Below are 14,551 nucleotides of genomic sequence, written 5' to 3'. Positions count from 1 at the left end.
CAAACTCGCAAAAAATTTGTAAAAAAGCAAAACCGCGCGTTCACATGGGTTTACATTAAATACTTAAATTTTATATATTTTATTATGAACAAGAAAAATAATAATCAAACAGAAAAAATTACCTTAGAAGATGGATTTCTTTCTAACAGGCAGCATATTGCCTCCACGGATTACTATACCGTTTTCTTCAAAAACGGAAACTTGCGAGATGTCAATAAATTCCTTAAAACCCTGTTTGTAAAACATTCAGAAATGAATGTTCTTAATCTCGAAGTGACCGAAACCAGCCCTTTTAAGGTTGAAATAAAATGTTCAACAGAAGCCATAAATACGTCATGGTCGTTTGTTGAAGCGGCGCAGGAGTTATCCCTTTGGATTTTGCTAGTATGCATGGAACAGAGAAAAGAAAAGAGGAAAAGAAGAACAGGCTATTTATATAAGGAACTGTTTCAAAGAGAGGAAGAAGGAGAGTATATTAGTCTTCATGGCGGAGAATTCTTTGATTTTGAAGACAATGATACTGCGGCACGTCAGGCAATAGCTGCAAGGGACGAAATTGTAAAGACCGACTTAGAGCCAATCGTCAGAATGTGGCTTGCCAGAGATACGGAAAAACCTGTCGAACCTGATATTGACGAACCGGGTTATCCTGATTACTGGTATTCTCAAGACTACTGGCTCAAAAGAGTAAGACGTAATGCAGTCAGCATAATTGTGGCGCCTAAAAAAATAAAGACCGAAGCTTTGTGGTTTGAAGCGGTACGGGGGTACGGCAAACTGCTTGAACACGCGCCTAAAAAAATAAAAACCGAAGCTTTGTGCCTTGAAGCGGTACGGCAGAACGGCTGGGCGCTTAGATATGTTCCGGAAAAACTTAAAACCGGGCAGGTGTGTCTTGAGGCGGTACGGGCTCCCTTAGATGATGATTATGATTTATTAGATGAGCATCCCCTTAAAATTGTGCCTGAAAAACTCAAGACTGAACAAATATGCCTTGAAGCGGTAAAAACAGACATATGGGCGTTTAAATATGTGCCTGAAAAACTAAAGACCGCGGAAATATGCCTTGAAGCGGTACGGCAGGACGGCAGCGCGCTTAAAAATGTCCCGGAAGAATTAAAGACCGCGAAGTTGTGCCTTGAAGCGGTACGGCAGAAAGGCAGCGCGCTTGCTTATGTTCCGGAAAAACTCAAGACCGCGAAGCTGTGCCTTGAGGCGGTACTGCAGGGTGGTATACCGGATAAAAATCATTATATATTTGAAAAGAATACGCTTGAATTTGTGCCAGAAAAACTAAGGACTGCGGAATTATGTTTTGAAGCGGTACGGAGGGACGGCAAAGAACTTGGATACGCGCCGGAAAAACTCAAGACCGAAGCTTTGTGCCTTGAAGCGGTACGGAAGAACGGCTGTGCGCTTCAATTTGTTCCAGAAAAACTCAAGACCGCGCAATTGTACCTTGAAGCGGTACGGCAGAACGGTTATGCGCTTCAATTTGTTCCAGAAAAACTCAAGACCGCGCAGATGTGCCTTAAAGCGGTACGGCAGGACGGTGATGCGCTTGAATATGTCCCTAATAAATTAAAGACCAGGGAAATATGCCATGAAGCATTACGGCATACTTACGGCGAAGCGTTTGAATACGTGCCGAAAAAGTTCTTAACTTTTAAACTATATGTTGAAGCGGTAAAGCACAATACACGTTTATTTCAAAATGTGCCGAAAAAACTGCAAGCCCGGGTGATCGCGGCGTTGGAGAAAAGCGTCGAAAAAGCGCGAACGTCAGAATGAAAAACAAAAGAACTGATAGCCAAATAAAGGCTTAAGTTGCAAAGTATACGCAATGGTAGCGATACCGGAATTCTGTAGTAGTCAGTAACATCTAAAACTTTACAAAGCATTATTCTCGAATATTCTCTCGCAAAGGCGCGAAGGCGCAAAGTTCCTGTCCGTTGACTCATTATTATCTAGATATATTACTTTAACTACAAATCTTGAAGGAAAAACGACGATCCTACGAACAACAACTTTGCGCCTCTGCGCCTTTGCGAGAGGTCTTTTTGTAAATATTTAGTTGTTACAGAGTACTAGTTTATCCGGTCATATTTAGCGGTCTCAATACTTAAAATTTATTAAAACCTACTAAATAAGACGGAGATTAAAGCGGCTTGACTTTTGGGATTTTATTGGGTTAATCTGATATAATTAATGATGGTGAGAAAATAAGCCTCTTGAACCTTAAAACTAATATTTTATATCATATATTATAGAGGTATATAATGAAACAGATTGTAGCTTGGGTCAATAAATGGGACAGAAAACAGCTTAGCAGATTTCCAAAGGTCAATATCTATTTTGCTTCTTCATTAGATGATTTTGAAGCGCATTTAAAATCTGATTGTATTCCTGTATTTTCTTTAGTATTAGCTGCTTCAACATATAAAGAAACAAAAAAAATAACATTAAATCATCCAGAATATAAATTTTATTTTTTACAAAAGCGTCGAATTGGTTTACCTGTTAAAACAAATGAGATAAAATTACGAGCTGATGAAAATACAGAAAGTAAAGTCATGCTACCAGATGAAATTATTGCTTTGGTTTAATTTCATTTTCTATTATTGATTGAACTTTTTCTTCTTCATTTCTATTATCATCAACATGAAAAACATCATTAAAAGTATTTTTTAATTCTAATAAAATATCCATAGTAACTTTTTTTAAATATAAACCTTTTAAAATGTTAAGAACCCATTGCTTCCAAGAAATTCTTTCTCCATCAGTATTTATAGGAATAAGAGGGATTATATTTTTTCCAGAATCGTCTCTCCGTAATTTTTCATCTGTGGTTGTTGTAGATTTTTCATCCCGTATTTTTATTATAATCTTTATTCTGTCAAGTTCCTCCCCTCACCCCAAAAAACCGTGCGTTAACGCACTATTTTTACCCTAAACCCGCAAAAAAAAAGCAAAACCGTGCGTTCACACTCTACTCCGCTATTTACCGTTATGACATAATTTCCCTATTAAAAAAACTGTTCGTTGAACGGTTAAAGAAACGTAATAGTCATGCGGACTTAAAACGCGAAGGTAAATTATGGCAGAGGCGTATAAGTATTGGAGTGTTGGTGATTATAGGTTCAACAAATGCCCAGATGACCGGTGCAGTTCTTGTCAGTATTTAAAGAAAATCAGTAATGACAGTGACTATAGCTATCAATGCACCGCGAATACCGGAAGTAAAGCGGCTGAACTGGGCCGGGGTAAACCTACACAGGAAAAATGTGATGCGTATCTACAAATCAATCAAGAGACTGATGAAGACAGGAGAAGAGCGTCCGGAGTAGGCGGCGGCTTTTTAATGAAATTCTTAATTATTTCCATAATTGCGTTTGTCGGCGCTGAAGTAATTTCATTACTTGTGATGCATAACTCCTTTTCAATTGTAAAACTTCTCCTTAGGATACCGTCCGCGTTTGTAGGATATTTAGTTGGCTGGGTTTTCCGCTGGCTCTTGATAAATATCGGCAAAGCGGCAACTTCCGATTGGAGGGATAAATTGTTCTCGACAATTTTACCGCTGTTGGTGGCGCTTGTTGCCGCTATTGTAGTGCCAATGGTTATCATTAAATAAATTGAAAACCGTGCGTTAACGCACGGTTTTTGCCCCAACCTCGCAAAAAATTTGAAAAAAAAGTAAAACCGCGCGTTCACATGGGTTTACATTAAATACTTAAATTTTATATATTTTATTATGAATAAGAATAAAAATAATCAAATAAAAAATATTACCCAAGAAGAAGGATTTCTTACAAACGAGAAGCGTCTTACCTCCATAGATTACTATACCGTTTTCTTCAAAAACGGAAACTTGAAAATTGTCAAAAAATTCCTTAAAACCCTGCGGGAAAGTTTACAGGATTGGGGACATGAAAACGAATACACAGTAACCGAAACCAGCCCTTTTAAGGTTGAAATACAATGTTCAACAGGAGGCATGGGTATGAACTTATCAATTATTGGTGCGGCACAGGATTGCTCCCTTTGGATTTTGATGGTATGCATGGAACAAAGCGAAGCGAATGAAGAGGGGAAAAGAATAACAGGTTATTCTTATGAGGAACTGTTTAAAAGAGTAGAATATTTAAATAAAACGGTTACGACTCTTCACGGCAGTGAATATATTTTTTTTGAAGACAATGATACTGCGGAATGTAAGGCAATCGCGGCAAGGGACGAAATTATAAAGACCGATGTAGAGCCAATCGTCAGGATGTGGCTTGCCAGAGATACGGAAAAACCTGTTGAACCTGATATTGACGAACCGGGTTATCCTGATTACTGGTATTCCAAGGAATACTGGCTCAAAAGAGTAAGACGAAACGGCGTCAGCATAATAGTGGCGCCTAAAAAAATAAAAACCGAAGTTTTATGCCTTGAGGCGGTACGGAGGGACGACAGGGCGCTTGAATATGTCCCACAAGAATTGAAAACTGCGGAATTGTGCCTTGAAGCGGTACGGAAGGCAGGATGTGCGCTTGAATATGTTCCGGAAGAATTGAAGACTGCGGAAATATGCCTCGAGGCGGTACGGCAGGACGGCAGGGCATTTGAATATGTTCCCCAAGAATTGGAGGTCGCGCAGACGTGCTTTAAAATCCAAAGTATTGAACAGCTTTACAATAAAATTAGGGATGAAAAACCGGAAATTATCGCCCAAATACTTATTTGTATGCAGGTTAATAAAGCCGCTGGACTTTTTCAGAGGCTTAATATAAACACGCAAATTTCCGTTATTGAGATTATTTCAAAAATGGAAGAAATAGATCCAAATCAATTAAACTATATTAAAACATTATTAATTAACACGCAAAATTCCGTTATTGAGAATATTTCAAAAATGAAAGAAATAAATCCAAATCAATTATTGTTTATTAAAACATTATTAGCGGAAAAAAATATATTTTTATCAAATGAAAATGATCCCGCAAAAGGCGGTATCGACAGTATAATCTCAATTATAAACTTTACGCACAGGGACATTTTTAACAAAATAATTGATAAAATGGAAGGCATTAATTCCGATCTTGCCGATGAAATTGTTAAAAGGACGTCTGTTCTTGAAGATATTGTTATGTTAAGTGAAAATGAAGTTAAAATTTCGTTAAGAGACGCGGATAATAACGATCTTGCGAAAGCATTAAAAGGCGTTGACAGCGCGATAGTTGAAGGGATATTTAGAAAATTAACAAAAGAAAGAGTTGTTTCCATAAAAGAGCTAATGAAAGAAATGGGACAGATTAGTGATAAAGATGTAGAAGACGCTCAATGGAAAATTATAAAACACATCAGAACAACATTAAAAAAAGAACGTCACGAGCCGGCAGCAACTTACGGGGCGGTAGGATTTACCCCATGTTTCTAAGGTATACTATAAAAATCAAATAGCAGCTACTCTTATGGTAGTCTAAAAGGAGGAAGCAAAATAAACAAGAAAAATCAAATAAAAAAATTACCCAAGAAGAAGGATTTCTTACTAACGGGAAGAATCTTACCACAATGAATTACTGTACCGTTTTCTTCAAAAACGGAACCTCGCGAATTGTCGATAAATTCCTTAAAACCTTGTCAATGATAAATATTGAAAGTCCTATGGCAGAATATTACGAAGTAACCGAAACAAGCCCTTTTAAGGTTGAAATACAAAGTTCAACAGAAGACATGAGAAACAAGGGTTATTACGCATGGGGCATGAGCAGACCGATTCTTAGCGCGGCAGAAGAGTTATCCCTTTGGATTTTGCTGGTATCCATGGAACATGGAGGGGATAAAGAAAAGGGGGAAAGAATAACACGCTATTCATATAAGGAACTATTTAAAAAAAAAGAAGATTTAAGATGGGTTACAACTCTTTATGGCAGAGAATACTTTGTTTTTGAAAACAATGATACCGCGGCACGTCAGGCAATCGCGGCAAGGGACGAAATTATAAAGACCGACTTAGAGCCAATCGTCAGAATGTGGCTTGCCAGAGATTCGAAAAAACCTGTCGAACCTGATATTGACGAACCGGGTTATCCTGATTACTGGTATTCACAAGAATACTGGCTCAAAAGAGTAAGACGGAATGCCGTCAGCATAATGGTGGCGCCTAAAAAAATGAAAACCGGAGCTCTGTTGTTTGAAGCGGTACGGCAGGACGGATATATCCTTGAATGTGTTCCCCAAGAGTTAAAAACCGAGCAGATGTGCCTTGAGGCGGTACGGCATCCCTTTAATAATCATTATTATAATGAGGATCATGTCCTTAAATTTGTGCCTGAAAAATTTATGACTGAACAAATATGCCTTGAAGCGGTACGGCTACACGATGATCATTACAATGATATGGCGTTTGATTATGTGCCTGAAAAACTAAAGACTGCGGAAATATGCCTTGAAGCGGTACGGCAGGACGGATGGAGGCTTGAATATGTTCCGGAAGAATTGAAAACCGAGGAAATATGCCTTGAAGCGGTACGGAAGGAAGGCATGGCTCTTGAATATGTGCCTGAAAAATTAAAAACTGCGGAATTGTGTCTTGAGGCGGTACGGAAGGAAGGTATGGCGCTTAGGTATGTTCCGCAAGAATTAAAAACCGCGCCAATGTGCCTTGAGGCGGTTCTGCAGGGTGGCATGCCGGATAAAAGAATCAAAAATCATAAGAATACGCTTAAATTTGTGCCTGAAAAACTGAAGACCGAGGAATTATGTTTTGAAGCGGTACGGAGGTCGGGCGGAGAACTTAAATACGCGCCAGAAAAACTCAAGACCGCCAAATTGTGCCTTGAAGCGGTACGTCTGGACGGCAGCGCGCTTGAATATGTTCCGCAAGAATTGAAGACCGAAGCTTTGTGCCTTGAAGCGGTACGGCAAGAAGGCAGGGCGCTTAAATATGTTCCGGAAGAACTCAAGACCGAAGCTTTGTGCCTTGAAGCGGTACGGCAGGACGGTAACGCGCTAATATTTGTTCCGGAAAAATTCAAGACCGAACAGTTGTGCCTTGAAGCGTTATGTAATACTTTTGAAGACGACGTGATTGAATACATACCGAAAAAGTTCCTGACTTTGAAACTATATGTTGAAGCGGTAAAACGCAATGTATATATGTTTCAAAATTTGCCGAAAAAACTGAAAGCCAAGGTGCACGCGGCGTTGAAGAAAAGCGGCGAAGTGTGGATGCCATCATGAAATATAAGAAAATGCTTGTTGGGGAAATAAAGATGTCTCGCTAAGTGTCAGTCACAATTATGCTTGGCAGTATTAATTTAATTAACCTTTTTTTTATTTTTTCTGCCGAACTCCCGATCTATCGCCTCGTTGAACTCGTCTTCATGGCCGCTGACCCAGTCTTCGTCGATTTTTCGTACAGGACTGACTAGTAACTCGTCTTGACCAAGACGCCTCCAATAGAAGCGGTAGGCTTTGCCCAGCAGACTCGCCCTGTCCATTTTCATCTTAGACGCAAGCGCGCCGATACAGTCGTTGTGATCCATGCTCGGATTATTGGCGTGGAAAGAGTAACCATTATAGATTACCAGACGGCCAGTATCAAACGAAAGCTTTCCATCTTGGATTTCCCAAGAAAAACGAATTTTCATAAATAGCATTCCTCGTCTTTTATAATATATCGGAAATATATCATATTGCTCTTGCACAATCTCATAATCTCAAATTTTCGTTAGGATATAATCCTATAAGTAAATGTCATATGGATCAAATTGAGACATGATCTCTTCTTTAACGCTGTCATCAAAATAAAACAGTAAGGTCATTAATATTATCTGCCGATTTTCACCGCTTTGGATCATTTTAATTGCGTCTTTTTTTGCGATAGCGATATTTTTTTGCACGGGATCGGTTTCAAGGGCGATCAGCCCGTTAAGCATTGTGTCTATATCTTCTGTTTTCCAGCCGTCAATTACCATGGGAAGCCCGCATTCAAAAACGTCTCTTGCCTCTATGCCGTCTTGATCAAGGAGTTTGTCAAGGGCAAGCAAGCCTTCCCTGCGCGCCGTTTCACACAAATTCATGGCGCGTTTTATAAACCGTACTTCTTCGCGTTCATCTTCCGGCTGTATTGCCGATTTAAAATCAATATTGTTAAGAGCGCCAATGTCGCCCATAAAGTATTTCGCGATGGCCGTGTTCAGGGGATTGTTTTTTATGTCAACCAGCGTGGCAAGTTTAAAAACAATGAGCATTGCTTTTGTACCGCTTTGAATGTCCATAATCCCTTCCAAGGCGATTTCCATCAGCTTCTTTTTGTAATAGCCATGCTCGCGTTCAATTGATAACATAAGTAAATGTTTAATCGCCTCCGCATCCGTTCCGTCAACCACAAGCCTGATTCCCTGAATGAAAAAATCATCATAATAATTACATATTTCATCTTCAAGCGCCAAAAGGCCTTCGCGTCTTGCTTTGTCATTAAACTGTAATATGATTTGGGCAAGTTTGAAATAACAGTTGCAAAAAGTACGGTAGGAAAAAGTGTTTTTTGCGGGCAGTATTTCAATTGACTGTAAGAAGTTAATTTTTGTATGCGTAAAATCGGGAAATGAATTGATATTTGTTTTGTATGCGCTTATACATTCCAGAGAGGGGCAGTTTATTATTGTACAGGGGAGTTTTTCTATCGCTGAATCGCAAAGATCAAGTTTGACCAGTTTCTTTAGAGCGCCAATGCTGTCGGGAAGGCATTTTATTTTAGTTCCGCTTAGGGTGAGTTCAGACAAATTGGCAAGATTGCCAATGCTGTCGGGCAGTTTTTCCAGAGGAGTGTCATCAAGATAAAATTTCACCATATTTTTCAGCTTGCCAATGGTATCTGGTAACGCGTTTAAGTTTTCGCAACTGGCTAATATAAAATCCGTTAAGGATGACAAATCGCCAATGCTGTTGGGAAGTTTTTCTATTCCAAGGCTGCTAATATTAAGTCTGGCGAGGTTCTTTAGAGCGCCAATGCTGTCGGGAAGACATTTTATGTTTTCATTGGTCCATAAAGAAAGATCAGTGAGATTTATCAAAGCGCCAATACTGTCCGGTAATTTTTCCATAGAAGTTCCGTACAAATAGAATTCCTCCAAATTTGTCAGATTACTTATGTTATCGGGCAATGTCTTTAAATTTTTGCAGTCATTCAAGTAGAGCTTCTTTAAGGAAGAAAGACTGCCAATAAAATCGGGCAGTTTTTCCGCCTCAAAATAGTAAATGTAGAGTTTTGTGAGATTCTTTAAGTTGCCAATGCTGTCGGGTAATGTTATTGAATTCTTATGATGACAATCGATACTAAGCTCCGTTAAAGATTGCATCTCGCCAATCCAATCGGGAATATTCGCAATGCCTAAGCTTTCATATAATCCCTTGTTAATAGAGAGAGACTGCAAGGAAACAACATTGCGTATCCATGATGGAAATTCGGCCGCTCCTTTATTTGCGTATATGTTTAGGCTGATCGATTTTAATGTCCGGCAGTTTTCCAAAAATAACGGCCATGTTCCTTTGAATTCACCGGAAATCCCCAGCCCCTCAATTGCTCCTGTTTCAAAAAGCAAGGCGAAGGCAGGCAAATGTTCCGTATCTATATCTAAGGTTTTTATCTTTTGCAATTCATTCCGCCGAGTTTGAAACGCTTCAAACGCGGCGCGTATGTCATCATTCGAAAATTTATCAAGGTCATATATACACAGCCGTCCTGATTCGGAATCGCGCGCTTCTTCAATTTCTTTTATTAATTTTTCAACAGGAGACATATCTTTTTCAGATTTCGTCTTCCTCCAGACAATATCCTCTGGAAGAGAAAAGTTCCATCCTTGTGTTTCTCCGATATAGGATATTAATTTTGCCCTTTGTTTCCGCAGATAACCGTCATTTTTTTTATAATAGGACTCAATATATTTAATGCCTTCCTCAAGTTGACTGCGGATTCGCCGCGACACATTGCGGTAAGCCATGTTCTTTATTTCATCTGTCGTAAACGCCAGGGCGCCCGCCAGATCAACATCGGAAGAATCGTCAGCCATAAAAACCCATTGAAGCCCCCACTCTTCAATTAAAGGAAGTATGTCTTCCAATTCCGCTTTTCTTTCTATCCCGTCTTTAGTGATAAAAGATTCCATTTTAATTTCCTTGTCTTCCACGAATAACCTCCTTTGTGATTTTTAATCTTTTAAAATATCAAAATCAAGAGAGTCATCAAGAGAGTCTTTGGGAGGTTTTTCAAAAGGTTCGTCTAATTTAAAATCCGTAAATGAATTAAGCATGGGAAGTATCAACCGAGGTTCTTTTCTTTCCAGAATCATAAGAACGGCTTCTTTTTGAATTCTTTTTAATGTCCGCGCGTATTCGTCTTTTTCCAATGCAATAATGTTTGAGAGCGTTTTATCAATAAATTCCCTTATATTATAATCAGCCTCAAGATCCCATTCATCACAATCAACAATCAACTGCAAGCCATATTCAAATACATCTCTTGTATTGACTGTTTTTTCGTCAAATTCATTACTTAAATCCCAATAATAATCTTCTTTATCTGCGATTTCGGCCAGAACTTTTTCTTCGTACTTCTTATAGACAACTTTTTTTTGGAGCTTTTTAGAGATTTCAATTGTTCGTTCTACCGTTTCACAATACTTTTTGGAAAATTCTTTTCGGTTCATACTACCAACTCCTCTTCATACCATCTTGCAAAAACGATTTCACCGGAATCTTCTAATTTTTCTACAATGTCTATAATCTTTTCCTGAGCGGTTTTAACATCTGATATTCGAACCCGCCCCATGTCATCCATCATTTCTTTTAACATAGAAGCGGCCCTTCTTGACATATTTTTGAAAATTTTATCCTGCACTTCTTTACTTGTTATTTTTAAGGCTAATGCAAGGTCCTTGGCATCAGCCCATCTCATCACTTTCTGTATTGCTCTGTCATCCAGATATATTAAAATATCAAAAGGTAATTTTAAAAAATTAGACAATGAATATCCTCTGTCCGCCTTTATTACTTTGGCAACAACTTTTAATTCACCTTCAATGTTAAGATCGTTTATGGCTTTACAATAAAAATCCGCATTGTCGCATTTATGATAACTTATTTTGAATTTTTCAAGCTCGTTATCGCGCAAATATGCGGTCATAACCATGCTCATTTCATCATTCATCAATATCTCCTTTGTGATTATACATTGGAAGATTTTTCACAAGGTTCGTCTAACTTAAAATCCGTAAATGAATTAAGCATGGTGCGTATCAACCTAAGTTTTGTTCCTTTCTGAATCATGAGAACGGCTTCTTTTTGAATTCTCTTCAGCGTCCGCGCGTATTCGTCTTTTTCCTGTTCAATAATGTTTGACAGCACTTTGTCGATAAATTCACTTTCATTATTATCAATAACCAACTGCAAGCCATATTCAAATATGTCCCTGTTATTGACCATTTTATCGTTTAAATCGCATCTCAATGCCCAAACTCCGTGGTTTTTGAACTTTTTAGAAAGTTCAATTGCCCGGTTTACCGTTTCACAATATTTCGTTGAAAATTCTTCCCGTTTCATGCTGTTTCCCCCTCAAACACAATTTCACCGTCAGCCTCTAATTTTTTTACAATGTCTAAAATCTTTTCCTGAGCGACTCTAACATCTTTATACCGAACCGGTCCCATATATTCCATATCTTCTTGTAACATTAATGCCTCTCTTTTTGACATATTCCCGAAAATCTTATCCTGCAATTCTTTATTTGCTGCTTTTAGGGCTTTCGCGAGTTCCTGAGAATCAACCTCTCTTAGCACTTTCTGTATTGCTGCGTCAGTCATTGTTAAGAAAACATCAAAAGTTAAATAAAAATCACTTAATTTATATTCGGTCTCCGCATTTATTACTTTTGCGAAAACTTTTGACCCGTCTTTAGGGTCAAGATCTTCTATGGTTCTACAATAAAAATCCGCATTTTCGGGGTTATGATAACTTATCACGAAATATTCTAGCTTTTTATCGCGCAAATATACAGTCATAACCGTTTTCATTTCTTCACTCATAAATATATACCTTCCTTGTATGTTTATTTCATACTACTATTAAATTGCGGTTTTGTCAATAAAAATACTAAACTGTAAAACCGTGCGTTTACGCACTGTTTTTTCCGTAAAAAAATAAAAACCGTGCGTTAACGCACTGATTTACTTTTCCGCATATATTATATAAAATTTAAGTAAATAAAATGATAATAGCTATAGATTTTGACGGCACTTGCGTTACTCATGAATATCCCGAAATCGGGAGAGACATAGGAGTTGTTCCAGTACTTAAAAAACTGGTCGCGGCGAATCATTTGCTTATTTTAAACACCATGAGAAGCGGAGTTGAATTACAGGAAGCCGTAAACTGGTTTAAGGAAAATGACATTCCCCTTTACGGCGTGAATCAAAACCCCGAACAAAAAAAATGGACGCAATCGCCAAAAGTATACGCGGATTTATATATAGACGACGCCGCATTGGGCTGCCCGCAAATTAAGGATAGGGGAAACTCGTCCTATGCGGATTGGGCAACAATAGAAAAGATGTTATTCCCGGAAGCGAAGGGCGGACGTACTTGAGGATTTTTGCTGTACTGCGTTGTTGTATAATTTTATACTAACTTTTTATAAGGAGTAGATTTTGACGGCGCAAATAAAAGACACGACAGATATTTTTTCACTTTTTAAGGTTAAGATTCAACAAGCGAAGGAACGGTTGGAAGCATTTTTATGGTAATACTCGCTTTTGTACTGCAATATTAGCTACAATGTATTGACAAATGATGAAAAAATGACTATTTTATTTGTTAAGAGGTTTAAATGCCTACTATACAGGTAAGAACTGACGATCAGACAAAAAACGATTCTACAGCGCTTTTTGACAAACTTGGCATAACCATGTCGGAAGCGATAAATCTATTCCTCAGACAATCCGTAATGCGGGGCGGGATACCGTTTGCGCTGACCGTGCCGGAAACCCATAAAACCGATATTGAGACAACGGAAAATGAAGCTATTGTTGACGCGATGAAACGGTACAAATCCGTCAATGGCAAGAACGATTTCGATATAGCCAAGACCGAACCGTTTTTCCGGGCTATAGAAAATCTCGGCGCTGTCAATGAAAATATGCGTATAGCTTTTCAGGAAAGAGCGGTGAAGGTTAGGCTAAATTATAAAGGCAAGGATTACATCCTTGACTATAACTTTGATGAACCTGAAAGTGTTTTTATTTTAACCAGAAAAGACGGAAAGCTTTTTGTCAAAGACTGCAATCTGGGCGGTATCCCCGAAACATTGGGAAGTTTTTAGTGGCGCGTTACCCGGAAATACTTCTTTCCCGTCAAACTTACCCAATTTTGAAAAATGATGATGTCAGGGATAACGCGTTAGTGCGCGAAACAACGGTAGACGTGTATCAGTTCCTTACAAAACAAGGTTATGAACCGGATGATATTCTGCCTTTAGTGATTGCTCCCCAACCGTCATTGCGTGAAGTTTTCGATCTTTCAACTTTTTTGTACGGTTACTTTGAAGAGCGGCATATCGGCATCCGTGTAAACGATGCCGCGCTGTATGCCGATTGGAACAATGAATTGCCGGAATTGATGGCTGATGAAATACAGTTTTATCAGGAAACAGCCTTTCCGCTTTATCTCGCGGCGGCAAAATTGGATCGTCAAGAAATTGATTTTAATGGGGAAACGCATATCCTTTCATTCTCTCATAAGCCGACAAGGGTCAATTACTGGCACTTTGAATTATGGGTTAAGGACAGCGCCGGAAACCGTATACCGCGAGACAAAAGTAACGCCCATACAAAGTATCTGGCAAAATCAATTCTGGAATACATTATTTCTGAAGCTGTTTTATTAAAGACGCAAGTAAATATTTTTAAGCGTTCAATAGGTACGCACCAGTAGCTGCTACCCAAATTTCAAAACCGTAAAACCGTGCGTTAACGCACTGATTTACTTTTCCGCAAATATTATATAAAATTTAAGTAAATAAAATGATAATAGCCATAGATTTTGACGGCACTTGCGTTACTCATGAATATCCTGAAATCGGGAAAGACATAGGGGCTGTTCCGGTACTTAAAAAACTGGTCGCGGCGAATCATTTGCTTATTTTGAACACCATGAGAAGCGGAGTTGAATTACAGGAAGCCGTAAACTGGTTTAAGGAAAATGACATTCCCCTTTACGGCGTGAATCAAAACCCCGAACAAAAAAAATGGACGCAATCGCCAAAAGTATACGCGGATTTATATATAGACGACGCCGCATTGGGCTGCCCGCTAATTGAGGATAGGGGAAACTCTTCCTACGCTGATTGGGCAACAATAGAAAAGATGTTATTCCCCAACGAAAAAGCCGGACGTACTTGATCAGCCCACGCATAGCCTTAGGACAACAACCCCCTGATTCTTCTTTGTGATCTTCTCTTCCTTTGTGTTCTTTGTGTGAACTCTTCTGGAATAAATTCTTAAAATAT

15 protein-coding genes are annotated in these 14,551 nt (G+C 38.7%); 9 read left to right on the top strand and 6 right to left on the bottom strand.

All coding sequences use genetic code 11. From position 1 onward, the window contains the following. The first annotated feature begins 84 nt into the window (after window positions 1-84). The 5 genes from ACYVRA_RS07210 (at window position 85) to ACYVRA_RS07190 (ending at window position 7,230) form a co-directional block, all read left to right on the top strand. Window positions 85-1,791: a DUF4116 domain-containing protein gene (locus ACYVRA_RS07210; protein WP_461252070.1), complete on the top strand. Its 1,707-nt coding sequence runs from the start codon at window positions 85-87 to the stop codon at window positions 1,789-1,791. Between the two features lie 488 nt (window positions 1,792-2,279). Further along, complete coding sequence (locus ACYVRA_RS07205; RefSeq protein WP_461252069.1) at window positions 2,280-2,606, top strand: hypothetical protein; 327 nt, start codon at window positions 2,280-2,282, stop codon at window positions 2,604-2,606. 491 nt (window positions 2,607-3,097) lie between these two features. Next, window positions 3,098-3,634 carry a hypothetical protein gene (locus ACYVRA_RS07200; RefSeq protein ID WP_461252068.1) on the top strand — a complete coding sequence of 179 codons (537 nt, stop codon included), beginning with the start codon at window positions 3,098-3,100 and terminating at the stop codon, window positions 3,632-3,634. A 120-nt stretch (window positions 3,635-3,754) separates the two neighbouring features. Continuing rightward, the gene (locus tag ACYVRA_RS07195; protein ID WP_461252067.1) at window positions 3,755-5,425 is read left to right on the top strand and encodes a DUF4116 domain-containing protein; all 1,671 of its coding nucleotides are present in this window, start codon (window positions 3,755-3,757) and stop codon (window positions 5,423-5,425) included. A 134-nt stretch (window positions 5,426-5,559) separates the two neighbouring features. Further along, window positions 5,560-7,230 carry a DUF4116 domain-containing protein gene (locus ACYVRA_RS07190; RefSeq protein ID WP_461252066.1) on the top strand — a complete coding sequence of 557 codons (1,671 nt, stop codon included), beginning with the start codon at window positions 5,560-5,562 and terminating at the stop codon, window positions 7,228-7,230. 77 nt (window positions 7,231-7,307) lie between these two features. Here the strand turns inward: ACYVRA_RS07190 and ACYVRA_RS07185 are convergent, their stop codons facing one another. The 6 genes from ACYVRA_RS07185 to ACYVRA_RS07160 all read right to left on the bottom strand — a co-directional run bounded on the left by ACYVRA_RS07185 (window position 7,308) and on the right by ACYVRA_RS07160 (window position 12,050). After that, a complete protein-coding gene (locus tag ACYVRA_RS07185) occupies window positions 7,308-7,535 on the bottom strand; it encodes a hypothetical protein (protein WP_461252065.1) in 228 nt (75 codons plus the stop codon). 198 nt (window positions 7,536-7,733) lie between these two features. Beyond that, window positions 7,734-10,181 carry a leucine-rich repeat domain-containing protein gene (locus tag ACYVRA_RS07180; RefSeq protein WP_461252064.1) on the bottom strand — a complete coding sequence of 816 codons (2,448 nt, stop codon included), beginning with the start codon at window positions 10,179-10,181 and terminating at the stop codon, window positions 7,734-7,736. 21 nt (window positions 10,182-10,202) lie between these two features. Further along, complete coding sequence (locus ACYVRA_RS07175) at window positions 10,203-10,700, bottom strand: hypothetical protein (protein WP_461252063.1); 498 nt, start codon at window positions 10,698-10,700, stop codon at window positions 10,203-10,205. Beyond that, the gene (locus ACYVRA_RS07170; RefSeq protein ID WP_461252062.1) at window positions 10,697-11,200 is read right to left on the bottom strand and encodes a FliG C-terminal domain-containing protein; all 504 of its coding nucleotides are present in this window, start codon (window positions 11,198-11,200) and stop codon (window positions 10,697-10,699) included. The genes ACYVRA_RS07175 and ACYVRA_RS07170 overlap by 4 nt, the downstream gene beginning before the upstream one ends. Before the next feature lie 17 nt (window positions 11,201-11,217). Continuing rightward, window positions 11,218-11,592 (bottom strand): hypothetical protein, encoded by a 375-nt coding sequence (locus ACYVRA_RS07165; protein WP_461252061.1) that lies wholly within the window; start codon window positions 11,590-11,592, stop codon window positions 11,218-11,220. Then, on the bottom strand, window positions 11,589-12,050 hold the full coding sequence (locus ACYVRA_RS07160) for a FliG C-terminal domain-containing protein (RefSeq protein ID WP_461252093.1): 462 nt from the start codon (window positions 12,048-12,050) through the stop codon (window positions 11,589-11,591). The genes ACYVRA_RS07165 and ACYVRA_RS07160 overlap by 4 nt, the downstream gene beginning before the upstream one ends. Window positions 12,051-12,256: 206 nt before the next feature. Between ACYVRA_RS07160 and ACYVRA_RS07155 the strand changes: the two genes are divergently transcribed. The 4 genes from ACYVRA_RS07155 to ACYVRA_RS07140 all read left to right on the top strand — a co-directional run bounded on the left by ACYVRA_RS07155 (window position 12,257) and on the right by ACYVRA_RS07140 (window position 14,444). Further along, window positions 12,257-12,634, top strand: a complete 378-nt coding sequence (locus ACYVRA_RS07155; protein WP_461252060.1) for a hypothetical protein — start codon at window positions 12,257-12,259, stop codon at window positions 12,632-12,634. Window positions 12,635-12,874: 240 nt separating this feature from the next. Further along, window positions 12,875-13,366: a type II toxin-antitoxin system RelB/DinJ family antitoxin gene (locus tag ACYVRA_RS07150; RefSeq protein WP_461252059.1), complete on the top strand. Its 492-nt coding sequence runs from the start codon at window positions 12,875-12,877 to the stop codon at window positions 13,364-13,366. Next, the gene (locus ACYVRA_RS07145) at window positions 13,366-13,977 is read left to right on the top strand and encodes a hypothetical protein (RefSeq protein WP_461252058.1); all 612 of its coding nucleotides are present in this window, start codon (window positions 13,366-13,368) and stop codon (window positions 13,975-13,977) included. Before ACYVRA_RS07150 ends, ACYVRA_RS07145 begins: the two co-directional genes overlap by 1 nt. Window positions 13,978-14,066: 89 nt before the next feature. Continuing rightward, the gene (locus ACYVRA_RS07140) at window positions 14,067-14,444 is read left to right on the top strand and encodes a hypothetical protein (RefSeq protein WP_461252057.1); all 378 of its coding nucleotides are present in this window, start codon (window positions 14,067-14,069) and stop codon (window positions 14,442-14,444) included. The last annotated feature ends 107 nt before the right edge of the window (window positions 14,445-14,551 follow it).

It is taken from the genome of Treponema sp. R8-4-B8, from assembly GCF_054786175.1.
This window is presented reverse-complemented; position numbering and strand designations above follow the sequence as displayed.